The 21,145-nt window shown below is 60.5% G+C and carries 28 protein-coding genes; 8 read left to right on the top strand and 20 right to left on the bottom strand.

The annotated features are described in order from the left end of the window. Positions 1 to 117: 117 nt before the first annotated feature. Positions 118 to 969 (top strand): oxidoreductase, encoded by an 852-nt coding sequence (locus tag CUJ84_RS07445; RefSeq protein WP_105005721.1) that lies wholly within the window; start codon positions 118 to 120, stop codon positions 967 to 969. Positions 970 to 1,117: 148 nt separating this feature from the next. Beyond that, positions 1,118 to 2,122, top strand: a complete 1,005-nt coding sequence (locus tag CUJ84_RS07440; protein ID WP_105005720.1) for a ketopantoate reductase family protein — start codon at positions 1,118 to 1,120, stop codon at positions 2,120 to 2,122. A 42-nt stretch (positions 2,123 to 2,164) separates the two neighbouring features. On the opposite strand, the gene CUJ84_RS07435 is transcribed toward CUJ84_RS07440, so the two are convergent. Next, on the bottom strand, positions 2,165 to 3,160 hold the full coding sequence (locus CUJ84_RS07435) for an alpha/beta fold hydrolase (protein ID WP_199788786.1): 996 nt from the start codon (positions 3,158 to 3,160) through the stop codon (positions 2,165 to 2,167). A 135-nt stretch (positions 3,161 to 3,295) separates the two neighbouring features. On the opposite strand from CUJ84_RS07435, the gene CUJ84_RS37865 reads away from it, so the two are divergent. After that, positions 3,296 to 3,454, top strand: coding sequence for a hypothetical protein (locus CUJ84_RS37865; RefSeq protein ID WP_158686908.1), 159 nt, complete (start codon positions 3,296 to 3,298; stop codon positions 3,452 to 3,454). A 102-nt stretch (positions 3,455 to 3,556) separates the two neighbouring features. Further along, the gene (locus CUJ84_RS07430) at positions 3,557 to 3,865 is read left to right on the top strand and encodes a DUF1883 domain-containing protein (RefSeq protein ID WP_017963919.1); all 309 of its coding nucleotides are present in this window, start codon (positions 3,557 to 3,559) and stop codon (positions 3,863 to 3,865) included. A 13-nt stretch (positions 3,866 to 3,878) separates the two neighbouring features. On the opposite strand, the gene CUJ84_RS07425 is transcribed toward CUJ84_RS07430, so the two are convergent. After that, the gene (locus CUJ84_RS07425; protein WP_105005719.1) at positions 3,879 to 5,195 is read right to left on the bottom strand and encodes a replication-associated recombination protein A; all 1,317 of its coding nucleotides are present in this window, start codon (positions 5,193 to 5,195) and stop codon (positions 3,879 to 3,881) included. Further along, positions 5,192 to 6,595, bottom strand: coding sequence for a DegQ family serine endoprotease (locus CUJ84_RS07420; RefSeq protein WP_105005718.1), 1,404 nt, complete (start codon positions 6,593 to 6,595; stop codon positions 5,192 to 5,194). The genes CUJ84_RS07425 and CUJ84_RS07420 overlap by 4 nt, the downstream gene beginning before the upstream one ends. A gap of 257 nt (positions 6,596 to 6,852) precedes the next feature. Here CUJ84_RS07420 and CUJ84_RS07415 point away from each other — a divergent pair, with 257 nt between their 5' ends. Both CUJ84_RS07415 and CUJ84_RS07410 read left to right on the top strand, forming a co-directional pair. Further along, positions 6,853 to 7,233, top strand: a complete 381-nt coding sequence (locus CUJ84_RS07415) for a YkvA family protein (protein WP_105005717.1) — start codon at positions 6,853 to 6,855, stop codon at positions 7,231 to 7,233. A gap of 23 nt (positions 7,234 to 7,256) precedes the next feature. After that, positions 7,257 to 7,610, top strand: a complete 354-nt coding sequence (locus CUJ84_RS07410) for a lysozyme inhibitor LprI family protein (protein WP_105005716.1) — start codon at positions 7,257 to 7,259, stop codon at positions 7,608 to 7,610. Positions 7,611 to 7,780: 170 nt separating this feature from the next. On the opposite strand, the gene ilvD is transcribed toward CUJ84_RS07410, so the two are convergent. After that, positions 7,781 to 9,619, bottom strand: coding sequence for a dihydroxy-acid dehydratase (gene ilvD / locus CUJ84_RS07405; RefSeq protein ID WP_105005715.1), 1,839 nt, complete (start codon positions 9,617 to 9,619; stop codon positions 7,781 to 7,783). Positions 9,620 to 9,953: 334 nt separating this feature from the next. On the opposite strand from ilvD, the gene msrP reads away from it, so the two are divergent. Together msrP and msrQ are read left to right on the top strand one after the other, a co-directional pair. Then, positions 9,954 to 10,901 (top strand): protein-methionine-sulfoxide reductase catalytic subunit MsrP, encoded by a 948-nt coding sequence (gene msrP / locus CUJ84_RS07400; RefSeq protein WP_105005714.1) that lies wholly within the window; start codon positions 9,954 to 9,956, stop codon positions 10,899 to 10,901. Beyond that, entirely contained in the window at positions 10,901 to 11,557 is a 657-nt protein-coding gene (msrQ, locus tag CUJ84_RS07395; RefSeq protein ID WP_105005713.1) for a protein-methionine-sulfoxide reductase heme-binding subunit MsrQ, read from the top strand. Before msrP ends, msrQ begins: the two co-directional genes overlap by 1 nt. A gap of 113 nt (positions 11,558 to 11,670) precedes the next feature. Here msrQ and CUJ84_RS07390 read toward each other — a convergent pair whose 3' ends face one another. The 16 genes from CUJ84_RS07390 to rplX all read right to left on the bottom strand — a co-directional run bounded on the left by CUJ84_RS07390 (position 11,671) and on the right by rplX (position 21,145). Then, a complete protein-coding gene (locus CUJ84_RS07390; protein ID WP_105005712.1) occupies positions 11,671 to 12,090 on the bottom strand; it encodes a DUF2809 domain-containing protein in 420 nt (139 codons plus the stop codon). A gap of 84 nt (positions 12,091 to 12,174) precedes the next feature. Beyond that, on the bottom strand, positions 12,175 to 12,597 hold the full coding sequence (gene rplQ / locus CUJ84_RS07385) for a 50S ribosomal protein L17 (RefSeq protein WP_003558556.1): 423 nt from the start codon (positions 12,595 to 12,597) through the stop codon (positions 12,175 to 12,177). Positions 12,598 to 12,720: 123 nt separating this feature from the next. Next, positions 12,721 to 13,731: a DNA-directed RNA polymerase subunit alpha gene (locus CUJ84_RS07380; RefSeq protein WP_003547579.1), complete on the bottom strand. Its 1,011-nt coding sequence runs from the start codon at positions 13,729 to 13,731 to the stop codon at positions 12,721 to 12,723. Positions 13,732 to 13,828: 97 nt separating this feature from the next. Further along, positions 13,829 to 14,218, bottom strand: a complete 390-nt coding sequence (rpsK, locus tag CUJ84_RS07375) for a 30S ribosomal protein S11 (RefSeq protein WP_003547577.1) — start codon at positions 14,216 to 14,218, stop codon at positions 13,829 to 13,831. A gap of 133 nt (positions 14,219 to 14,351) precedes the next feature. Beyond that, entirely contained in the window at positions 14,352 to 14,720 is a 369-nt protein-coding gene (gene rpsM, locus CUJ84_RS07370) for a 30S ribosomal protein S13 (RefSeq protein WP_003573772.1), read from the bottom strand. 222 nt (positions 14,721 to 14,942) lie between these two features. After that, positions 14,943 to 15,593, bottom strand: a complete 651-nt coding sequence (locus tag CUJ84_RS07365; protein WP_033179506.1) for an adenylate kinase — start codon at positions 15,591 to 15,593, stop codon at positions 14,943 to 14,945. After that, positions 15,590 to 16,930 (bottom strand): preprotein translocase subunit SecY, encoded by a 1,341-nt coding sequence (gene secY / locus CUJ84_RS07360; protein WP_027685039.1) that lies wholly within the window; start codon positions 16,928 to 16,930, stop codon positions 15,590 to 15,592. Before secY ends, CUJ84_RS07365 begins: the two co-directional genes overlap by 4 nt. A 235-nt stretch (positions 16,931 to 17,165) precedes the next feature. Continuing rightward, positions 17,166 to 17,642, bottom strand: coding sequence for a 50S ribosomal protein L15 (gene rplO / locus CUJ84_RS07355; protein WP_003547567.1), 477 nt, complete (start codon positions 17,640 to 17,642; stop codon positions 17,166 to 17,168). A 16-nt stretch (positions 17,643 to 17,658) separates the two neighbouring features. Next, positions 17,659 to 17,868 (bottom strand): 50S ribosomal protein L30, encoded by a 210-nt coding sequence (rpmD, locus tag CUJ84_RS07350; protein WP_003547566.1) that lies wholly within the window; start codon positions 17,866 to 17,868, stop codon positions 17,659 to 17,661. Positions 17,869 to 17,882: 14 nt separating this feature from the next. Then, positions 17,883 to 18,455 carry a 30S ribosomal protein S5 gene (gene rpsE, locus CUJ84_RS07345; RefSeq protein ID WP_105005711.1) on the bottom strand — a complete coding sequence of 191 codons (573 nt, stop codon included), beginning with the start codon at positions 18,453 to 18,455 and terminating at the stop codon, positions 17,883 to 17,885. A gap of 131 nt (positions 18,456 to 18,586) precedes the next feature. After that, positions 18,587 to 18,949, bottom strand: coding sequence for a 50S ribosomal protein L18 (rplR, locus tag CUJ84_RS07340; protein ID WP_003547564.1), 363 nt, complete (start codon positions 18,947 to 18,949; stop codon positions 18,587 to 18,589). A 12-nt stretch (positions 18,950 to 18,961) separates the two neighbouring features. Further along, complete coding sequence (rplF, locus tag CUJ84_RS07335) at positions 18,962 to 19,495, bottom strand: 50S ribosomal protein L6 (protein ID WP_003547563.1); 534 nt, start codon at positions 19,493 to 19,495, stop codon at positions 18,962 to 18,964. Positions 19,496 to 19,537: 42 nt separating this feature from the next. Further along, positions 19,538 to 19,936 (bottom strand): 30S ribosomal protein S8, encoded by a 399-nt coding sequence (gene rpsH, locus CUJ84_RS07330; protein ID WP_018067986.1) that lies wholly within the window; start codon positions 19,934 to 19,936, stop codon positions 19,538 to 19,540. Between the two features lie 12 nt (positions 19,937 to 19,948). Next, the gene (gene rpsN, locus CUJ84_RS07325; RefSeq protein WP_003547561.1) at positions 19,949 to 20,254 is read right to left on the bottom strand and encodes a 30S ribosomal protein S14; all 306 of its coding nucleotides are present in this window, start codon (positions 20,252 to 20,254) and stop codon (positions 19,949 to 19,951) included. Between the two features lie 32 nt (positions 20,255 to 20,286). Next, positions 20,287 to 20,844 carry a 50S ribosomal protein L5 gene (gene rplE, locus CUJ84_RS07320; RefSeq protein ID WP_018067987.1) on the bottom strand — a complete coding sequence of 186 codons (558 nt, stop codon included), beginning with the start codon at positions 20,842 to 20,844 and terminating at the stop codon, positions 20,287 to 20,289. After that, entirely contained in the window at positions 20,837 to 21,145 is a 309-nt protein-coding gene (gene rplX / locus CUJ84_RS07315) for a 50S ribosomal protein L24 (protein ID WP_003547559.1), read from the bottom strand. The genes rplE and rplX overlap by 8 nt, the downstream gene beginning before the upstream one ends.

Below are 21,145 nucleotides of genomic sequence, written 5' to 3'. Positions count from 1 at the left end.
TTCACTCATCATAGTTTCAAAAATAACAAATCTTATACAGCAACGGATTTTCGGTCAAATTCAACTCGTCAGCAGAGAGATGCGACGCCAACGAACAGTTATCGAGAGGAATTCGTCATGAAAGTCTGGTTCATCACTGGTGCATCCCGCGGCTTCGGCGCGCTGATGACCAAGGAAGCCCTTGCATCAGGCGATGCCGTCATCGCCACCGCCCGCAACCCGAAGACCGTGACCGAGCAGTTCGGTGATCATCCGAACCTGCTTGCCGTCACCCTCGACGTCACCAGCGAGACCCAGGCGAAAGACGCTGCGGCTGCCGGCATCGCCCGCTTTGGCCGCATCGATGTTCTCGCCAACAATGCCGGCTACGGCCTGCTCGGCGCTGTCGAGGAAGCCACTGCCGAAGAGATCGAAAGGCTCTATGCCACGAACGTCTTCGGGCTCCTGAAGGTGACGCGTGCCGTGCTGCCCTATATGCGCCGCCAGCGCTCCGGCCATATCCTGAACTTTTCCTCGATCGGCGGTTACTTCGGCTATCCCGGCTGGGGCGTCTACGGCTCGACGAAGTTCGCTGTCGAAGGCTTGTCCGAATCGATGGCCGCCGAACTCGAACCTTTCGGCATCAAGGTGACGATCGTCGAGCCCGGCTTCTTCCGCACCGACTTCCTCGCCGACACGTCGCTGGCGATCAGCCCGGCCTCCATCGCCGATTACGAAGGCACGCCGGCCGGCAACATGCGCAGTTTCGCCGCCGACTCCAACCATGCGCAGCCCGGCAATCCCACCAGGCTCGCCACCGGCATCATGACGATGGTCAACTCGGCCAATCCGCCGCTGCGGATGCCGTTCGGCAGCGACACGGTGGCCGTCATCGAGCAGCAGCATGCCAGCGTCGAAAAGGAACTTGCCGCCTGGCGCGAACTCGCGCTGTCCACGGATTTTCCAAGCGATGCAACGGCCTTGGCCTGAAAGGCATTGCCCGCCGCATCCCAGATCTCGGGATGTGGCGGCAGCGCCGCTCTGACCGCAGGAAAACGCATGATGCGGCAAATTAGCATTCGCCTCACGTCTGGAATGGCCTAGATCTAGGTTCGATCACCACCATGAAGAGGCGAGCATGTCCATCAAGTCCATCTGCATCTATGGCGCTGGCGCACTCGGCGGCGCTATCGCCGTCAAGCTTGCAAGCCAAGCCGGAAACGACGCCACCATCTCCGTCGTCGCGCGTGGAGCCCATCTCGACGCCATCCGCGACAATGGTCTCAGCCTGCGCGAAGCCGATGCGGAAAGGCCGGTCAAAGCCCGCCTCACCGCGACCGACGATCCCAAGGCATTGCCGCCGCAGGATCTCGTCATCACCGGCCTCAAGGGGCATCAGCTGTCACCCGCTGCCGAAGGCATTGCACACCTCCTCAAGGAAGGTACCCGCGTCGTGATGATCCTTAACGGCATCCCGTGGTGGTATTTTCACCGCGATAGCCAGAGCCGGCATGCCGAGCTGCAGTTCGACGAGCTCGATCCCGGCGGCAGGCTTTGGCGGCTGATCGGGCCGGAACGGGTCATCGGCTGCGTCGCTTATCAAGGTGCAGAGGTGATCAATCCCGGTGAGATCCAGCTTGCCAACAACGGCCGCTTCGTGCTCGGCGAGCCCTCGGGCGAGATCTCGCCCGATCTCGAGGCGATCGCCGCGGTACTGATCGACGCCGGCCTCAACATCACGACGACGCCTGTTATCCGCGACGAGATCTGGAGCAAGCTGATGGGCAATACCGCCTTCAACCCGATCAGCGCGCTGACCAGGGCGCTGATGACCGACATCATGGCAGATCCGGCACTTTCGACCACAGTCGGCAAGGTGATGAACGAGGTCCGCGCCGTCGGCGAGGCCTTGGGCGCGCGTTTCAGCATGACCGTCGAGCAGCGGCTCGAACAATCGCGCCATATCGGCGCCGTACGCACATCGATGCTGCAGGATCTGATCGGCGGCAAGGCGCTCGAAATCACGCCGCTGGTCGGCATGGTGGTGGCGCTCGGACGCCTGAGCGCCGTGCCGACGCCGGTCTCGGAAACGATCCTGGCGCTGGTGACGCAATTGGATCGGGAAAACCAGCGCGGCAGCTGATCGCAGAGGGAAAGGCACCCGGGAAAGCCCGGCCGTCTTCACTTACTTTCCGACCTGCTCGGCCCAGTTCGGCGCCTTGCCGCCGCCATCGAGGAAGGTCATTGCCATATTCGCCATAAGGGGCGAGGCGAAAGTCTCGTAATGGGTGAGATCCGGCAGGATCGCCAGCCGGTTCTTCGACATGTTTTCCCGCATCCAGCCCGCATCGCGCAGACCGCCACCGAGCTTGTGGTAGAAGTCGATCATATGCTCGGGCCGGATCATGTCGGCATCGCCATAGATCAGCATAACCGGCATGGTGAGCTTGGCGAGGGCATCGCTATAGTCGATAGGTTCGCGCATCAGTGCGCCCATGGCGTCGAGCAGCTTCGGAAATTCGGAAACGTCAGGCGCCACCGCCTTGTAGGAGAGGAACATCGGCGTGTCCTTCATCATGTCGGCCATACCGGCGCCGACGGCCGCCTGCTGCGGCAGCATCTCCGGGAAGAAGCCGTTCTGCGCATAGGGCGCCGACAGTATCACCAGCCGGCGCACCCGGTCGGGCGCGTTCGCCGCCATGTTCAAAGCCACCCCGCCGCCGAAGGAATAGCCGAAGACGTCGACCCTGTCGTAGCCGAGCTCCTTTACCAGGATCGCAAGGTCGGCGCCGATGGCCGGAAGCTCGATCGGCCGCTTGCCGAGCGGGGTGCGGCCATGGCCCTGCAGATCGACGGCGATCACCTGCCGGTGGTCGGTGAAAACAGGCATGACCGGCGCGAACATCTCGATCTGCCCGAGGCCGCCGTGAAGCAGCAGCAGCGGTTCGCCCTCTCCACGGATCTCGTAATAATAATCGATGCCGTTGACCGGCACGCTTCCCTTCCTGACGATCGGCACTACGGCCTTGTTGTCCTCATTCGCCGGCGTGCCACCGTCAGCACCTGATATATCGGGCGCGGCGAGGAATGCAGCCGCCGTTGCGATCATCGAAATCAGCGTCATTTTCGACATGTCCTTGCTCCGTGTTTGCGTCGATACCGCAAGGACGGCGGCGATCATGTCTTTCCGACATCACGCTTCGAAATTTCTAGCATCGGCCTTTATGCCATTCCTATATTTTCGTGCCCCGCTCCGAATGGATTTCCTATCGCCCGCAGCAGTAGACTTTCGCCATCACCGCAAAGGTCAAATGCCATGCGAGATGTCAGGTCCTCCGGTTTTCAGTTCCCTCGCCCACACAGGATCACCCGCGGCAGTAAGCAGATCCGCGATAAGCGCACCGCCCAGGCGCTACTCGTCTTTGGCGTGGTGCTCGCCTGCGTCGAACTCTACGTCATTTTCGGCGTGCTCTGAGGCGGAGCGCGAAGACGTGAGCTGAAAGGCCGAGTTCCAACTTTTCCTTAAGCGACATACTGGTAAAATCACGTCGCAGAGACTTCAGACGCCACGAGACCGATGAAACCGAATTTCCGCTTCACCCATTACGATCTCAAGGAACAACGCGCCGGAACGATTATCGAGGTGTCGTTGAATGCGGTGAACAATGTCCGCCTGATGACGGCGCCGAATTTCCAGCGGTTTACCGAGGTTCTCGATTTCAAATATATCGGCGGCGTGGCGCGCAAATCGCCGATCAAGATCGCCGTTCCGGAAAGCGGCCACTGGCATGTCATCGTCGATATGGAAGGTCATCACGGGCTTGCGGAATCGTCCGTCAAGGTGATCGCCGCGCCGGCAAATCAGAAGACGCCGCGCGCTTCCTGAGGTTCGCCAGGTTTCAGCGCGGATTACGCTCCTTGCGAAGTTTTGCCCACCATTCCAGCCGCTTGCGAATATCGCGCTCGAAGCCGCGTTCCGGCGGATCGTAGAAGATCTGGCGTCCCATCTTCTCCGGGAAATAATCCTGGCCGGAAAAGGCATCCGGCTCATCGTGGTCGTAGCGATAGCCGTCGCCGTACCCCTCGCCCTTCATCAGCTTGGTCGGCGCATTGAGGATATGCTTCGGCGGTAGCAACGAACCGTTCTGCTTTGCCGCCTGGCTTGCCGCCTTGAAGGCGGTGTAGAGGGCATTCGATTTCGGCGCGGTGGCGAGATAGACGCAGGCCTGGGCCAGCGCCAGTTCGCCTTCCGGCGAGCCGAGATACTCATAGGCATCCTTGGCGGCATTGCAGATCACCAGCGCCTGCGGATCGGCAAGACCGATATCCTCCACCGCCATGCGCACCAGCCGCCGGCCGAGGTAGAGCGGATCCTCGCCAGCATCGAACATACGGGCGAGATAGTAAAGCGCGGCATCGGGATCCGAGCCGCGTACGGATTTATGCAGCGCCGAGATCAGATTGTAGTGGCCATCCTGCGCCTTGTCGTAGACCGGGGCCCGGCGCTGGACGATGCGCGTCAGGCCTTCCGTGTCGAAGCTCTCGCCTTCGCGCGCCGCGCGCCAGACTTCTTCGGCGAGCGTCAGCACCGCGCGGCCGTCGCCGTCGGCCATGCGGATCAGGCTGACGCGGGCATCCTCCGTCAGCGGCAGCGGCTTCTGCTCGATCGCCTCGGCACGCTTCAGTAGTTCCTCGAGGCTCTCCTCGTCATGCGACTTGAAGGTGAGCACACGGGCCCGCGACAGCAGAGCGGCGTTGAGCTCGAAGGATGGGTTCTCGGTGGTGGCGCCGACGAGGATGACGGTGCCATCCTCCATGACGGGCAGGAAACTGTCCTGCTGGGCACGGTTGAAACGATGGATCTCATCGACGAAGAGCAGCGTCTGACGGCCGTCCATGCGCCGCAAACGGGCTGTCTCGAACACCTTCTTCAGATCGGCGACGCCGGAGAAGATCGCCGATATCTGCTCGAAGGCCAGGCCCGCCTCGCCCGAAAGCAGCCGTGCCACCGTCGTCTTGCCGGTGCCGGGCGGACCCCAGAAGATCATCGAGCCGAGCGAGCCGCTTTCGATCATCCTCTTCAGCACGCCATCCTCACCGGTCAGGTGTTCCTGACCGGTGACATCGGCAAGCGTCTTCGGCCGCAGCCGGTCGGCAAGCGGCCGCCTGGCGGCTACCTCCTCCGGAACACGCGGCGCGAAGAGATCGTTGCTCATCGGAAAAATTGCCGGATGCGCTGGCCGTTGCGCTCTATCTCGACCCGCCAGAGGCCGGGGTCGCTATCGGCGATCTCGGACAGTTCGCTGGTCGACTTCACATCCGTGCCATTGATCGAAACGATGATATCCTTCGGTTCGAAACCGAGACGGGCGGCAGGCGAATCGTCCTTCACCTCGGATACGACGACGCCTGCCGATTCCGGTGGCATGCGCAGCTCGTCGGCGACCCGCGGCGATAGGTTCTCGACGACGGCGCCGGTAAACGGCGTGTGCCCGCCGATCGTGCGCTGGTCGCGCGGCGAGGTTTCCGGTGCGCGGGCAAGCACCAGCGGCAATTGCTCCTCGCGGCCGTTCTCGATGACGGTGAGCTTGACCGAATTGCCGAGACCGGCCGTCGTCAACCGGTAGAGCAGCGCATCCGGATGCTCGACGGAAATGCCGTCGACGGCGGTGACGATCTCGCCGGCCTTCAGCCCGGCCTTGGCCGCCGGCCCGCCTTCCGAGACCTTGACGACGAGCGCGCCGCGGGCCTTGTGCAACCCCAGCGCCTCGGCCACCTCCGAGGTCACGGCATCGAAGCTCGCGCCGACATAGGGCCGTTCGAAGGATTTGACGCCGGCATCGGCAGAGGTGAGGAAGACCTTGACCAGATTGGCAGGGATGGCGAAACCGATACCGTTCGAGCCGCCGCCGCGCGAGAAGATCGCCGTGTTGATGCCGATCAGTTCGCCCTTCATGTTCATCAAGGCGCCGCCGGAATTGCCGGGATTGATCGAGGCATCAGTCTGGATGAAGAAGCCGAATTCGTTCCTGACCACCTGGTTGCGGGCAAGTGCTGAGACGATGCCGCTCGTCACCGTCTGGCCGACGCCGAAGGGATTGCCGACCGCCAGCACGAGATCGCCGACCTCGACCGCATCGGAATTGCCGATCGGCAGCGTCGGGAAGCTCTCCTTGGTATCGATCTTCAGCACGGCAAGATCGACGCGATCATCGCGCAGCACCACCTTGCAGGGGAATTCGCGGCCATCCGACAGCGCAATCTTGATGTCATCGGCGCCTTCGACGACGTGATTGTTGGTCACGACAGTGCCGTTCGCCTCAACGATGACGCCGGAACCGAGCGAGGACTGCTTTTCCGAACGGTTCGGCATCTGCTGGCCGAAAAACTGCTCGAAGAAAGGGTCGCCTGCAAAGGGCGACTGCCGCTGAACGATCTTTTCCGCATAGACGTTGACGACGGCGCCTGACGTCTGTTTGACGAGCGGCGCGAAAGAGAGCTGCATCTGCATCTGGCTCTCGGGTACGGTCTTTGCCGTCTGCGCATGGGCCGCAGCCGGCAGAACGAGCATGAGAGCGAATAGCGAGACGGAGGCGCGCTTGAACAGGCCTTGCATGGGTATCCCTTTTGAATCCTCTTGAGGAACGTTTTAGAGCATGATGCCGAAAAGTGTGAGCGGTTTTCGGACGACATCATGCTCTAACTCTTTAATGTAGAACAGGATTCAGATTTCAGGCCAAACGGGCCTAAAATCATCCTGTTCTGCGGCCCGGCGCTAGAAAGGAAAGAGGGCGGAAGCATGGAAGAACAAGGCAAGGGGACGTCTTGGAAACCGGTTGAAGTCATTATGAATTTGATTCAGGAAGATTGGCCATGCAACTGATATCAAAAGCCAAAACCTGGGCGAAGTCACTGAGGCGTGACATCGTGGCCCTATGGCTTGCAGCCCGCGATCCCCGCGTGCCGTGGCATGCCAAAGCGGTGGCCGGCGCCGTTGCCGCCTACGCGCTGTCGCCCATCGATCTCATCCCCGATTTCATCCCCATCCTCGGCTATCTCGACGATCTCCTCATCGTGCCGCTCGGCATCATGCTGGCGATCCGCCTCGTTCCGGCAGAGGTGATGAACGGGCTTCGGACGGAGGCGACAAGACGCATCGAGCGTCCCTCCAGCCGGGTCGGACTGATCTTCATCCTTGCCGTCTGGCTCATCTGCATCATCTTCCTGGCTCTGGCACTGCGGAAGCTAGCCTGACCGGCAGCAATAGGAACATGTGAATGATCACGACAAGAACGACGACAGCGGCCCTCGGCTTTGCGATCCTGCTCATTGGATCGCACCTGGCACAGGCAGCAAGCTTCGATTGCGATGCTAAGGAATTGAAGCCGGATGAAAAAGCGATCTGCGACAACCGCGCGCTCAACGATGCCGACGTGAAGATGGTGACGACCTTCGAGCTGCTCTCCGGTCTGCTGGCGATGGGCTCGCGTGGAACATTGCAGGACGAACAGACAACCTGGCTGAAGAAACGGCAGGAATGCGGGGCGGATGCGGCCTGCATCAAGGCTGCCTATGACGAGCGGCTGAAGCAGCTCGGCGAGACCTATAAAAACATCAACCGGCCACTCTAGAACAGGATGATTTTAGGCCGGGTCGGCCTAAAATCTGAATCCTGTTCTACATTATAGAGTGAGAGCATGATGTCGTCCGAAAACCGCTCACACTTTTCGGCATCATGCTCTGAAGCGACCGGTCGGTAGAGCCGCTGACTCTTCATCAGCGGGTCGTAGGCTGAAGCTGCTCAGCGGGCGTTCAGATCGCGCACGGCGCCGCGATCGGCGCTCGTTGCAAAGGCCGCGTAGGCCTTCAGGGCGGTCGTGACGTTGCGCTTGCGCACTTCTGTGGGATACCAGCCCTTGGCGTCCTGCTCGGCGCGGCGTGCGGCGAGTTCGGTCTCGCTGACACGCAGGCTGATGGTGCGGTTGGGGATGTCGATGTCGATCATGTCACCTTCGCGCACCAGGCCGATCGTGCCGCCATTTGCCGCTTCCGGCGAGGCATGGCCGATCGAGAGGCCGGAGGTGCCGCCGGAGAAGCGGCCGTCGGTGATCAGCGCGCAGGCCTTGCCGAGGCCCTTCGACTTCAAATAGCTGGTCGGATAGAGCATTTCCTGCATGCCCGGGCCGCCCTTCGGGCCTTCGTAGCGGATGACGACGACGTCGCCGGCCTTCACCTCGTTGGCAAGGATCGCCTTGACGGAGGCATCCTGGCTTTCGAAGACGCGGGCGGGGCCGGAGAATTTCAGGATCGATTCATCGACGCCGGCGGTCTTGACGATGCAGCCGTCGATCGCAAGGTTGCCCTTGAGCACGGCAAGACCACCATCCTTGGAGAAGGGATGTTCGACCGAGCGGATAACGCCGTTCTCACGGTCGGTGTCGAGTTCGTCCCAGCGGGCTTCCTGGCTGAAGGCGACCTGGGTTGGGATGCCGCCAGGAGCGGCACGATAGAAGTTGCGAACGGTCTCGCTGTTGGTGCGGGTGATATCCCAGCGATCGATCGCGTCGCCCAGCGTCTCGGCATGAACGGTCGGGCAATCGCGATTCAGCAGGCCACCCTTGTCGAGTTCGCCGAGGATCGACATGATGCCGCCGGCGCGGTGGACGTCTTCCATGTGGACATCGCTCTTGGCGGGGGCGACCTTCGACAGGCACGGCACCCGGCGCGACAGCGCGTCGATATCGGCCATGGTGAAATCGATCTCGCCTTCATGGGCGGCGGCAAGAATGTGCAGGACCGTATTGGTCGAGCCGCCCATGGCGATATCGAGCGTCATGGCATTCTCGAAGGCCTGCTTGGAGGCAATGGTGCGCGGCAGCGCCTTGACGTCATCCTGCTCGTAATAACGGCGGGCGAGATCGACGATCAGATGACCGGCCTCGACGAAAAGCCGCTTGCGGTCGAGATGGGTGGCAAGCGTCGAGCCGTTGCCGGGCAGCGACAGGCCGAGCGCTTCCGTCAGGCAGTTCATCGAATTGGCGGTGAACATGCCGGAGCAGGAGCCGCAGGTCGGACAGGCCGAGCGTTCGATGGTCTGGACGTCCTCGTCACTGATCTTGTCATCGGCTGCGGCGACCATGGCATCGACGAGGTCGAGCGCATGCGTCTTGCCGTGCAGCACGACCTTGCCGGCTTCCATCGGACCTCCCGAGACGAAGACGGTCGGGATATTGAGGCGCAGCGACGCCATCAGCATGCCGGGGGTGATCTTGTCGCAGTTGGAGATGCAAACCATGGCGTCGGCGCAATGGGCATTGACCATGTATTCGACGCTGTCGGCGATCAGTTCGCGCGAGGGCAGCGAATAAAGCATGCCGTCATGGCCCATGGCGATGCCGTCATCGACGGCGATCGTGTTGAATTCCTTGGCGACACCGCCGGCTGCCTCGATTTCGCGAGCAACGAGCTGGCCAAGGTCCTTCAGATGCACGTGGCCGGGCACGAACTGGGTGAAGGAATTCACCACCGCGATGATCGGCTTGCCGAAATCCGAATCCTTCATGCCCGTGGCGCGCCAAAGGCCGCGGGCGCCCGCCATGTTGCGGCCATGGGTCGTGGTTCTCGAACGGTAAGCTGGCATCGGTGTCTTCCTCAACGTGTCGGAATTATCAGGCAAAGCCGGGCGGCATGGAGCCTGCGGGCCGGGCAAACGCTGCTTTTTGGAATTGTCCTAATCCAATCGACGGGGGCTGTCACTACCGCGAAGGCCAAATCCGGTACGCATGGGCCAAGCCCCATGAGGCCCATAGATCATATACGGTACGGCGCGACGTTTCGTTACAGCCTATTCCATCACGGCCGAACACAAAAAATTGGCTTCACGTCTGTAATATTCAAGGCTTAGACACTCATCCGAACATGCGGGCGGTTCGATTAAAGACTATATTGCAGAAATCCGCCGAGGAGATTTCGACATGCCAACCTATCGCCCACCGAAGATCGCGTCATCAGAGATCACGCCACGCCAGATCTATGTGCGCCGTCGTGAATTCCTCGGCGCGGCAGCACTTGGCGCCATGGCACTCTACAGCGCCGGCAAGGCGAGTGCTGCGGCCCTCTCCGCCGTTGAGAGCAAATACAAGGTCGACGAGAAACCGACGCCAATCAAGGACGTCACGACCTACAATAATTTCTATGAGTTTGGCCTCGACAAGGGCGATCCCGCAGCTCTTTCCGGCGATTTCAAGCCGCTGCCCTGGACGATCAAGGTCGACGGCATGGTCAACAAGCCAGGTACCTTCGACCTCGAGGCGCTGATGAAGGAATTCCCGATCGAGGAGCGCACCTATCGGATGCGCTGCGTCGAGGCCTGGTCGATGGTCATCCCCTGGGACGGCTTTCCGCTGGCATCGCTGCTCGACAAGGTCGAGCCACTCGGCAGCGCCAAATACGTCGCCTTCGAAACCGTGGTGCGGCCAGAGGAGATGCCTGGGCAGAAGGGCTTCTTCCAGTCGCTCGACTGGCCCTATGTCGAGGGTCTGCGCCTGGATGAGGCGCGCCATCCGCTGACGCTGCTGGCCGTCGGGCTCTATGGCGAAACGCTGCCGAACCAGAACGGCGCGCCGATCCGCCTCGTCGTGCCGTGGAAATACGGTTTCAAGGGCATCAAGTCGATCGTCAGGATCACGCTCACCGATCAGCAACCGAAGAATACCTGGCAGGTCACCAACGCGCAGGAGTATGGCTTCTACGCCAACGTCAACCCTGAGGTCGACCATCCGCGCTGGAGCCAGGCCAGCGAACGGCGTATCGGCGAGAGCGGCTTCTTCGGCGCGAGCCGCCATCCCACCCTGCCCTTCAACGGCTATGCCGACGAAGTTGCAAGCCTTTATGCCGGCATGGACCTGAAGGCGAATTTCTGATGGCGGAACTGTCGCTCGCCATCCCGAAGCGCTGGCAACCCGCCTCGGTCTGGCTGCTTTATGTCGTCGGGCTCTTGCCTGCGGCCTGGACGTTCTATCTCGGCGCGACCGATCAGCTCGGCGCCGATCCGGTCAAGACTTTCGAGCTTTTCCTTGGGCTCTGGACGATCCGTTTCCTGATCGCAACGCTCGCCGTTTCCCCTGCCCGTGAGCTCTTCGGCTGGAACTATCTGCGCTATCGCCGGGCGCTTGGCCTGCTGACCTTCTATTACGCGCTGATGCATTTCACCGTCTACATGGTGCTCGACCAGGCGATGGATATTTCCGCCGTCATCAACGACGTGTTGAAGCGCCCCTTCATCATGTTCGGCATGGCCGGGCTTGCGATGCTCATCCCGCTGGCGGTGACATCCAACAATCTCTCGATCCGCCGCCTCGGCAAGAACTGGATCTGGCTGCACCGCCTCGTCTACATCATCGCCGCCTGCGGGGCGTTGCACTTCGCGCTCTCGACCAAGATCCTCGACCTCGAGCAATATATCTATGTCGGGCTGATCATCGCGCTCATCCTCTATCGCTCCTATCGGCCGATCGCACGCAACAGGCAGAAGGGCAAAGGACGGACGCGCAATCGCGCAGTAGCGTCTGTTTCGTGAGACGGCAGGTTTAGCGCATAACCCCGAAAATCGGAATCGATTTTCGGAAAGGATTATGCGCAGATTCAAAGTGATAGAGCGTCCTTAGCGCGTCTGAAAAGACGCGCGGCGCTCTAGCGGCGAGGACGCAACGCAGTCCGGCGTGCCGGATCGAAGGCGCAGGCCGCAGCTATGCCGATTGCATAAGCCAGCATGTTCCAAAGCGAAAACACGCGCCCAAGCAGCAGGGCGCCTGCCGTGGTCAGCCGAAACGCGTCGAGCCAGGGCGTGTGATAGAGCCGGAACAATTCCACTGAGATCGCTATGAACAGCGCCGTGACAGCAATTGCTACCGGCCGTGACCTTACGACAAAGAGCGCCACGAGCAGATAGACCATCGCTCCCCAGAGTGCCGATCCACCATATTTGACGACGATGAAGGGCAGATCGGCTGCATAGCCAAACCGGCGGAGCACCAGCCCGAGAACGATGACGAGAAACAGGGCGGCGAGACGAAGGAACTGCGGAGAGCGAGCCTGAATGATTTTGCGCAATGGAGCCGGTCCCGTCACCATATCAGAAACAAAAACAGCCGGGCTTTGCAGCCCGGCTGTTCTGTTTCCGCCGAAGCAGAAGACTTAAGCGGCGACGGCCTGCTCTTCAGCGGCGACGCGGGCCTTGTCGGCTGCGCCCTTGGCATAGGCATCGCGGTCAACGAATTCGATCACAGCCATGGCGGCATTGTCGCCCTGGCGGAAGCCGGCCTTCATGATGCGCAGGTAGCCGCCGTTGCGGGTGGCGTAGCGCGTTGCGATCGTGTCGAACAGCTTCGAGACGACAGCGGCATCGCGGATCTGCGAGATCGCCTGACGGCGAGCGTGCAGGTCGCCGCGCTTGCCGAGGGTGACGAGCTTCTCGACGATCGGACGGATTTCCTTGGCCTTCGGCAGGGTCGTGACGATCTGCTCGTGGGTAATCAGCGAAGCCGCCATGTTGGCGAACATCGCCTTGCGGTGGCTTGCAGTTCTATTCAGCTTGCGGCCGGCTTTACCATGGCGCATTGCTATTCTCCTTTAATGCAGGTGCCCTTACGCTAAGTGGGCCTGCCGTTTCCTGGCACATGCAGGCGATCGGCCTGCTGTTTGACGGGGAAAGGCAGCCGAAAGAGCCTGCCTTTTGTTTTCTCAGTATTGGTCTTCGTAACGCTTGGCGAGATCTTCGATGTTCTCGGGTGGCCATGCCGGCACTTCCATGCCGAGGTGCAGGCCCATGGAAGCGAGAACTTCCTTGATTTCGTTCAGCGACTTGCGACCAAAATTCGGTGTGCGGAGCATTTCTGCTTCGGTCTTCTGAATGAGATCGCCGATGTAGACGATGTTGTCGTTCTTCAGGCAGTTTGCCGAACGGACCGACAGTTCGAGTTCGTCCACTTTCTTCAGGAGAGCCGGGTTGAAAGCGAGTTCGGTGACTGCTTCCTCTTCGGTTTCCTTCTGCGGCTCGTCGAAGTTGACGAAGACGCCAAGCTGATCCTGGAGGATGCGCGCCGCAAAAGCGACGGCGTCTTCGCCGGTGATCGAACCATCGGTTTCGATGGTCATGTTCAGCTTGTCGTAGTCGAGAACCTGTCCTTCGCGGGTATTTTCAACCTTGTAGGACACCTTCTTGACCGGCGAATAGAGGCTGTCGACCGGGATGAGACCGATCGGAGCATCTTCCGCACGATTGCGTTCGGCCGGAACGTACCCCTTGCCGTTGTTGACGGTGAATTCCATGCGGATCTCGGCGCCCTCGTCGAGCGTGCAGATGACATGCTCGGGGTTGAGGATTTCGATATCGCCGACCGTCTGAATGTCGCCAGCCGTGACAACGCCCGGGCCCTGCTTACGCACGACCATGCGTTTCGCATCGTCGCCATCCATCTTGATGGCGATTTCCTTGATGTTGAGCACGATGTCCGTCACGTCTTCGCGGACGCCCGGAATCGAGGAGAATTCATGCAGCACGCCGTCGATCTGCACCGCCGTGACGGCAGCACCGCGCAGCGAGGAGAGCAGAACGCGGCGAAGCGCGTTGCCGAGGGTGAGGCCGAAACCGCGTTCCAGCGGTTCGGCAACAAGCGTCGCCCTGGTGCGCGAGCTCGAAGAGAACTCCACCTTGTTCGGCTTGATCAGTTCCTGCCAGTTCTTCTGAATCATGAGTTTGCCTTCCGTTCGTTGCCACCATCCAATCGTGGCAACCGAGCTTGAAAACCACCGGGAGCGCGAAGGCGCTCACCGGTGACGAGAGCGATGATCAGACGCGGCGCTTCTTGCGCGGACGGCAGCCATTGTGCGGGATCGGGGTCACGTCGCGGATGGACGTGATCATGAAACCTGCAGCCTGGAGCGCGCGCAGAGCCGATTCACGACCCGAACCCGGACCGCAAACTTCGACTTCCAGCGACTTCATGCCGTGCTCCTGGGCCTTCTTGGCGCAGTCTTCGGCAGCGATCTGGGCGGCGAACGGGGTCGACTTGCGCGAGCCCTTGAAGCCCTTGGCGCCAGCCGACGACCAGGCGATCGCATTGCCCTGCGCGTCGGTGATGGTGATCATCGTGTTGTTGAAGGTCGAGTTGACGTGAGCGACACCCGACGAGATGTTCTTGCGCTCGCGACGGCGAACGCGGACGGCTTCCTTAGCCATGGTATTCCTTTCGTTGATCTCTTCACCGCCGTAATGCCAGCGGCTACACCGGAACGGCGCCTATATGGTCCCGCTCCAAACTCAAAAGAGGCCGGCGCAGACCGCCAGCCTCCCCACCCCGGTTTCCCGGAAATTACTTCTTCTTACCAGCGATTGCCTTTGCCGGACCCTTGCGGGTGCGGGCATTGGTGTGCGTGCGCTGACCGCGAACCGGAAGGCCGCGGCGATGACGCAGGCCGCGGTAGCAGCCGAGGTCCATCAGACGCTTGATGTTCATCGCGGTATCACGACGAAGATCGCCTTCGACCTGATAGTCGCGGTCGATGGCTTCGCGGATCTGAAGGACTTCTGCGTCCGTCAGCTGATGCACACGACGTTCGGCCGGGATACCGACCTTTTCGACGATTTCCTGTGCGAATTTCGGACCGATCCCGTGAATGTAGGTCAGCGCGATAACAACGCGCTTCGCAGTCGGGATGTTGACGCCAGCGATACGTGCCACGCCTGTTCTCCTTGCATTCCAGTTGCCATCCGGCAAGTGGGCTTCGTTATGCGGCTCTTGAGAACCGCCCGTTCAGATTTACGTCCGTAACATGTCAAAACGACCGCACCCGGACTTCCCTGGGAAATCCGCGCCGATCGCATGGAATGTCGCGAGTTGGCGCGGTGTTTAGCGGAATCACTGCTGAAAAGCAACCGTTCCGCCAAGTTTATTTTCAAAGCCTTAAAGCTTGGAAAGAATGCTTTCGACCTCGGCCGTCACCTGATCGATCTCTGCCATACCGTCCACGGACTTGAGTTTGCCCTTGGCGTGGTAATAGCCGATCAGCGGCGAGGTTTCCTTGTAGTAGACCTCGAGACGCTTGATCATGGTCTCGGCGTTGTCATCAGGACGGCGTTTGAAGTGAGTCGAACCGCACTTATCGCAAACACCTTCCTTGGCCGGGAGTTTGTCGGTGTCATGATAGACAGTGCCGCACTGAACGCAGGTATAACGACCATCCACCCGACGGATGAGTTCCTTGTCGTCGACGCGAAACTCTATAACCACTGAGAGGTCAAGACCCTTGGACTTTAGCATCCCCTCGGTGGCATCGGCCTGCACGAGTGTGCGAGGAAAACCATCGAGAATGAAGCCGTTGGCGCAATCGGGCTGATCGATTCGCTCAGAGACGATGGCGATGACGATCTCATCCGAGACGAGTTTGCCGGCGTCCATGACCGCCTTGGCGCGTTTCCCCACCTCCGTGCCAGCTTCGGTAGCAGCACGCAGCATGTCTCCCGTGGAAAGCTGCGGAATGCCGTGCTTTTCCACGATCCGCTGGGCCTGGGTTCCCTTACCCGCGCCCGGCGGCCCCAAAAGGATAAGTCTCATCGCCCCCTCTTTCCTCCACGCAACTTCGATTTCTTGATCAGGCCTTCGTATTGCTGCGCGATCAGGTGACCCTGGATCTGTGCAACCGTATCAAGAGTTACGCTAACCACGATCAAAAGCGAAGTCCCACCAAGGGCTAATGGAATGCCGGTTTGCGACACCAATATCTCCGGCAGGATGCAGACGAAGACGAGATAGAGCGCGCCGATCACCGTGATTCTGGTCAGCACGTAGTCGATATATTCGGCAGTGCGCTCGCCCGGACGGATGCCGGGAATGAAGCCGCCATGCTTCTTCAGATTGTCGGCCGTGTCCTTCGGATTAAAGACGATGGCCGTATAGAAGAAGGCGAAGAAGGCGATCAGCGCGCCGTACAGCACCATGTAGAGCGGCTGGCCATGGCCGAGGGCCGCGACGATCGATGTCGCCCAGGAGGGCATTGCCGTGGTGTTGGCGAAACCCGCGACCGTTGCCGGCAGCAGCAGCAGCGACGACGCGAAGATCGCCGGAATGACACCTGACGTGTTGAGCTTCAGCGGCAGGTGCGAGGTATCGCCCTGGAACATCCGATTACCAACCTGACGCTTCGGATACTGAATCAGCAGCCGGCGCTGGGCGCGCTCGACGAAGACGATGATGCCGATGACGGCGATCGCGACGATGATGACGAGCAGGATGAGGAAGGTCGACAACGCACCGGTGCGGCCGAGTTCGAGCGTGCCGGCAAGAGCTGTGGGAAGGCCGGCGGCGATGCCGGCGAAAATGATCAGCGAGATGCCGTTGCCGATGCCGCGCGAGGTGATCTGCTCGCCGAGCCACATCAGGAACATCGTGCCGCCGAGCAGCGTCAGAACGGTGGAAACACGGAAGAACCAGCCCGGCTCGACAACGAGGCCCTGGCCGCTTTCAAGGCCGGCGGCAATGCCATAGGCCTGAAGCGCACCGAGGATGACGGTACCATAGCGGGTATACTGGTTGATGATCTTACGGCCCTGCTCGCCTTCCTTCTTGAGGTTTTCGAGCGCCGGCACCACCGAGGTCATGAGCTGCACGATGATCGAAGCGGAGATATAGGGCATGATGCCGAGCGCGAAGATCGCCATGCGCTGAACAGCGCCGCCCGAGAACATGTTGAAAAGGCCGAGAATGCCGCCTGACTGGCCGCGGAAAGCCTGGGCATAGGCTTCGGGATTGAGACCCGGAAGCGGAATATGCGTGCCGAGTCGGTAGACGAGGAGAGCTGCCAGTGTGAACCACAGGCGCTTCTTCAAATCCTCGGCTTTGGCGAAGGTCGAAAAATTGAGGTTGGATGCCAATTGTTCCGCTGCAGAAGCCATGCGTTTCTCCGCGCTACCAATTCCGGCGTCTCTGGGGGACAGACCGGACCCGGAATCAGTATGAATTTATTCAAAACCGGGCTCAGGACGGATTGCGGCGCAACCCCTTGCCTCACCCTTGTTTTCGAGTCTTACCGGCATGACGCGGGCGCGCCAGCCAAGTTTTTGTGAGGCCCACATATGGGAGCAAAATCGCCCGGTGTGAAGCACCCCGGGCGATATATCATCAGATTATTTATTCGGCTGCAGCCGGAGCCGAAAGCAGCGTCACGGTGCCGCCGGCCTTTTCGATCTTCTCGACGGCAGGCTTGGAGGCGCCTGCAACGACGATGGTGATCTTGGCCTTGATCTCGCCGTCGGCGAGAACGCGAACGCCGTCCTTGACGCGGCGGATGACACCGGCTGCCTTGAGGGCAGCCGCGTCAACGGTCGTCTTGGCATCGAGCTTGCCGGCGTCGATCGCCGTCTGGATACGGGCCAGCGATACGACAACAAAATCGGAAGCGAAAATGTTGTTGAAGCCGCGCTTCGGCAGGCGACGATAGATCGGCATCTGGCCGCCTTCGAAGCCGTTGATGGCGACGCCCGAACGGGACTTCTGACCCTTTACGCCGCGACCACCTGTCTTGCCCGAGCCCGAACCGATACCGCGGCCGAGGCGCTTGCGGCTGTGGGTCGAGCCTTCGTTGTCCTTGATTTCATTGAGTTTCATGAGCGTTTCCTCCGTCTCACTTCTCGTCGACGACGCGAACGAGATGCTGGACAGCACGGATCATGCCACGAACCGAAGGAGTATCCTCCAGCGTGCGGCGACGGTGCATCTTGTTCAGTCCGAGACCGATCAGCGTGCGCTGCTGGACGTCCGGACGGCGGATCGGGCTGCCGATCTGTTCGATCGTGACAGTCTTCGCTTCAGCCTTCTTGGTAGCCTTGGCCATCTGTCAAACTCCTCTTATTCTTCAGAGGCGTTGCCGGAGGCGCCACGACGAGCCTGCAGCGTTGCATACTTGATGCCGCGCTGAGCTGCGATGTCCTTCGGGTGAACCTGGTGCTTCAGAGCGTCGAAGGTGGCGCGAACCATGTTGTAGGGGTTCGACGAACCGGTCGACTTGGCGACGACGTCGTGCATGCCGAGTGTTTCGAATACGGCGCGCATCGGGCCGCCGGCGATGATGCCGGTACCGACCTTGGCCGAGCGCAGCAGAACCTTGCCGGCGCCATGGCGGCCATGAACGTCGTGATGCAGCGTACGGCCGTCACGCAGCGGTACGAAGATCAGTTCGCGCTTGGCGGCTTCGGTTGCCTTGCGGATGGCTTCCGGCACTTCACGTGCCTTGCCATGGCCGAAGCCGACGCGGCCCTTCTGGTCGCCGACGACGACGACGAGTGCTGCGAAACCGAAACGACGGCCGCCCTTGACGACCTTGGCGACGCGGTTGATCGCGACAAGCTTGTCGACGAATTCGCTATCGCGCTCTTCACGGCTCTGGCGGTCGTCCCGCTGCGGCCTTCTTTCCTGTGCCATTGTCCTCTTCCTTTTTCTTTTCCGGGTGCAATCGGCAAACAAATGTGGACCGCATCAGCCTCCCCTTTCGGAGAGTGCCTGCGGTCCGGCGAAAATCCGGCCGGCGCTTGAGGCGTCCGGCCGGAAACTGATCAGAAGGTGAGACCGCCTTCGCGGGCCGCTTCGGCGAGAGCCTTGATGCGGCCGTGATAGATGAAGGCGCCACGGTCGAACACGACTTCCGTAACACCGGCCTTGGAGGCGCGCTCTGCGAGGAGCTTGCCCACAACGGTTGCGGCGGCGGTATCGGCACCGGTCTTCAGAGAACCGCGCAGATCCTTCTCGAGGGTGGAGGCAGACGCAAGCGTCTTGCCGGCCACGTCATCGATGACCTGGGCGTAGATGTTCTTCGAGGAGCGATGAACCGACAGGCGCGGACGGCCATTGGCCACCGACTTGAGATGACGGCGCACGCGGTTGGCACGACGTGCAAGTGCTTCTTTCCTGCTAGCCATTTCGCGTGATCCTTACTTCTTCTTGCCTTCTTTGCGGACGATCCGCTCGTCAGCGTACTTGACGCCCTTGCCCTTGTAGGGCTCGGGACCGCGATATTCGCGGATTTCGGCGGCAACCTGACCGACCTGCTGCTTGTTGATGCCGCTGACGACGATTTCCGTCGGCTTCGGAACAACGATCGAGATACCGACCGGCGGCTCGTAGATCACGTCGTGGCTGAAACCGAGGGCCAGCTGCAGGTTCTTGCCCTGCATGGCGGCGCGGTAACCGACGCCGTTGATTTCAAGCTTGCGCTCGAAACCGTCCTTGACGCCCTTGAAGATGCCTTCGATCATCGTGCGGGACATGCCCCACTTTGAGCGCGCATCCTTGGTCTGGTTCACCGGCGTCACGACGACGGCGTTATTTTCAAGCTTGAGGCTGATTTCGTCGTTAGCAACGAAAAACAGCTCGCCCTTCGGGCCCTTTGCAGTCACCTTCTGGCCATCGACCGTAGCCGTGATCCCAGCAGGCACCTGAACGGGCTTTTTACCGATACGAGACATGTTTCAATCCTGTCTGTTCGCTATGGAGATCCATGCCCGATCTTAGAAGACCGAGCAAAGAACCTCGCCACCAACGTTCTGTTCGCGAGCCTGGTGATCGGCCATCACACCCTTCGGAGTCGAAAGGATGGTGATGCCGAGACCGTTCGCAACCTGCGGAATGGACTTGACCGAGACATAGACCCGGCGGCCCGGCTTGGACACACGGCCGATCTCACGGATCACCGATGCGCCTTCATAATATTTCAGCTCGATGCTGAGTTCCGACTTGCCATTGCCGAAATCGACAAGGGAATAGCCACGGATGTAGCCTTCGGACTGCAGAACATCGAGAACACGTGCACGGAGCTTCGAAGCAGGCGTCGAGACCGACGACTTGCGGCGGGAAGCGCCGTTACGGATGCGAGTGAGCATATCGCCCAACGGATCAGTCATTGTCATGTAACCTGCTCCTTACCAGCTCGACTTGACGATACCCGGCACCTTGCCGAGATTGCCGAGTTCACGCAGCGCAATACGCGACATGCGCAGTTTGCGGTAATATGCGCGCGGACGCCCCGAAACTTCGCAACGGTTGCGAATACGGGTCTTCGATCCATCACGCGGCAGGGATGCCAGCTTGATCGAGGCCTTGAACCGCTCTTCGATCGGAAGAGCCTGGTTCATGATGATCGCCTTCAAACCAGCCCGCTTAGCGGCCTGGTTGGCGACCGTAGTACGGCGGCGCTTGTTCTTTTCAACTGCGCTTGTCTTCGCCATGTCAGGTTCCTTTTCTACGCTCGTCGTTACGGTTATTGACGGAACGGGAAGCTGAACTCTTTCAGAAGAGCCCGTGCTTCGTCGTCGGTCGTCGCCGTCGTGCAAACGATGATGTCCATGCCCCACATCTGATCAACCTTGTCGTAGTTGATCTCAGGGAACACAATGTGCTCCTTGATGCCCATGGCGAAGTTGCCACGGCCGTCAAAGCTCTTCGGGTTCAGGCCGCGGAAGTCGCGAACGCGCGGGAGCGCGATGTTCACGAGACGGTCCATGAACTCGTACATGCGGGCGCCGCGCAGGGTGACCTTCGCGCCGATCGGCATCTGTTCGCGGACCTTGAAGCCTGCGATAGAGTTACGTGCGCGGGTGATGACCGGCTTCTGGCCGGCGATCGCTGCGAGGTCGGCGGCAGCTACCGTCGGCTTCTTCGAGTCAGCGGTCGCTTCGCCGACACCCATGTTGATCACGATCTTGTCGAGCTTCGGGATCATCATCTCGTTGGCGTAGGAGAACTGCTCCTGCATCGCCTTGCGGATGCGCTCGACATATTCCTTCTTGAGCCGCGGCTCATATTTTGCCTCAGCCATCGATCACTTCTCCAGAACGCTTGGCCACACGGACCTTCTTGCCGTCAACAACCTTGAAACCGACGCGGGTCGGCTTGCCGTCCTTGTCGATGATTGCAACGTTGGACAGGTGAACCGGGGCTTCCTTGTTGATGATGCCGGCTTCCTGGGTCTGCGTCTGGCGCTGATGGCGCTTGACGACGTTGACGCCACGAACAACGGCACGATCTTCCTTCGGCATGACCTGGACAACTTCGCCGGTACGGCCCTTGTCCTTGCCAGCGAGCATGACGACCTTGTCGCCCTTACGAATCTTCTGCAT

Origin of the sequence: Rhizobium leguminosarum (assembly GCF_002953715.1) — a bacterium.
In the GTDB taxonomy this organism is placed as follows: Bacteria; Pseudomonadota; Alphaproteobacteria; order Rhizobiales; family Rhizobiaceae; genus Rhizobium; species Rhizobium leguminosarum_V.
Note: the sequence above shows the minus strand (reverse complement) of the source record. Positions and strands in the feature narration are given on the sequence as shown.

Bases quoted from the DNA above. Each gene is read 5' to 3' on its own strand.
- CUJ84_RS07445 (WP_105005721.1), top strand. From the start codon at position 118: ATGAAAGTCTGGTTCATCACTGGTGCATCCCGCGGCTTCGGCGCGCTG.
- CUJ84_RS07440 (WP_105005720.1), top strand. From the start codon at position 1,118: ATGTCCATCAAGTCCATCTGCATCTATGGCGCTGGCGCACTCGGCGGC.
- CUJ84_RS07435 (WP_199788786.1), bottom strand. From the start codon at position 3,160: ATGATCGCCGCCGTCCTTGCGGTATCGACGCAAACACGGAGCAAGGAC.
- CUJ84_RS37865 (WP_158686908.1), top strand. From the start codon at position 3,296: ATGCGAGATGTCAGGTCCTCCGGTTTTCAGTTCCCTCGCCCACACAGG.
- CUJ84_RS07430 (WP_017963919.1), top strand. From the start codon at position 3,557: ATGAAACCGAATTTCCGCTTCACCCATTACGATCTCAAGGAACAACGC.
- CUJ84_RS07425 (WP_105005719.1), bottom strand. From the start codon at position 5,195: ATGAGCAACGATCTCTTCGCGCCGCGTGTTCCGGAGGAGGTAGCCGCC.
- CUJ84_RS07420 (WP_105005718.1), bottom strand. From the start codon at position 6,595: ATGCAAGGCCTGTTCAAGCGCGCCTCCGTCTCGCTATTCGCTCTCATG.
- CUJ84_RS07415 (WP_105005717.1), top strand. From the start codon at position 6,853: ATGCAACTGATATCAAAAGCCAAAACCTGGGCGAAGTCACTGAGGCGT.
- CUJ84_RS07410 (WP_105005716.1), top strand. From the start codon at position 7,257: ATGATCACGACAAGAACGACGACAGCGGCCCTCGGCTTTGCGATCCTG.
- ilvD (WP_105005715.1), bottom strand. From the start codon at position 9,619: ATGCCAGCTTACCGTTCGAGAACCACGACCCATGGCCGCAACATGGCG.
- msrP (WP_105005714.1), top strand. From the start codon at position 9,954: ATGCCAACCTATCGCCCACCGAAGATCGCGTCATCAGAGATCACGCCA.
- msrQ (WP_105005713.1), top strand. From the start codon at position 10,901: ATGGCGGAACTGTCGCTCGCCATCCCGAAGCGCTGGCAACCCGCCTCG.
- rplQ (WP_003558556.1), bottom strand. From the start codon at position 12,597: ATGCGCCATGGTAAAGCCGGCCGCAAGCTGAATAGAACTGCAAGCCAC.
- CUJ84_RS07380 (WP_003547579.1), bottom strand. From the start codon at position 13,731: ATGATTCAGAAGAACTGGCAGGAACTGATCAAGCCGAACAAGGTGGAG.
- rpsK (WP_003547577.1), bottom strand. From the start codon at position 14,218: ATGGCTAAGGAAGCCGTCCGCGTTCGCCGTCGCGAGCGCAAGAACATC.
- CUJ84_RS07365 (WP_033179506.1), bottom strand. From the start codon at position 15,593: ATGAGACTTATCCTTTTGGGGCCGCCGGGCGCGGGTAAGGGAACCCAG.
- secY (WP_027685039.1), bottom strand. From the start codon at position 16,930: ATGGCTTCTGCAGCGGAACAATTGGCATCCAACCTCAATTTTTCGACC.
- rplO (WP_003547567.1), bottom strand. From the start codon at position 17,642: ATGAAACTCAATGAAATCAAGGACAACGAAGGCTCGACCCACAGCCGC.
- rpmD (WP_003547566.1), bottom strand. From the start codon at position 17,868: ATGGCCAAGGCTACCAAGAAGGCTGAAGCGAAGACTGTCACGATCGAA.
- rpsE (WP_105005711.1), bottom strand. From the start codon at position 18,455: ATGGCACAGGAAAGAAGGCCGCAGCGGGACGACCGCCAGAGCCGTGAA.
- rplR (WP_003547564.1), bottom strand. From the start codon at position 18,949: ATGGCTAGCAGGAAAGAAGCACTTGCACGTCGTGCCAACCGCGTGCGC.
- rplF (WP_003547563.1), bottom strand. From the start codon at position 19,495: ATGTCTCGTATCGGTAAAAAGCCCGTTCAGGTGCCTGCTGGGATCACG.
- rpsH (WP_018067986.1), bottom strand. From the start codon at position 19,936: ATGACAATGACTGATCCGTTGGGCGATATGCTCACTCGCATCCGTAAC.
- rpsN (WP_003547561.1), bottom strand. From the start codon at position 20,254: ATGGCGAAGACAAGCGCAGTTGAAAAGAACAAGCGCCGCCGTACTACG.
- rplE (WP_018067987.1), bottom strand. From the start codon at position 20,844: ATGGCTGAGGCAAAATATGAGCCGCGGCTCAAGAAGGAATATGTCGAG.
- rplX (WP_003547559.1), bottom strand. From the start codon at position 21,145: ATGCAGAAGATTCGTAAGGGCGACAAGGTCGTCATGCTCGCTGGCAAG.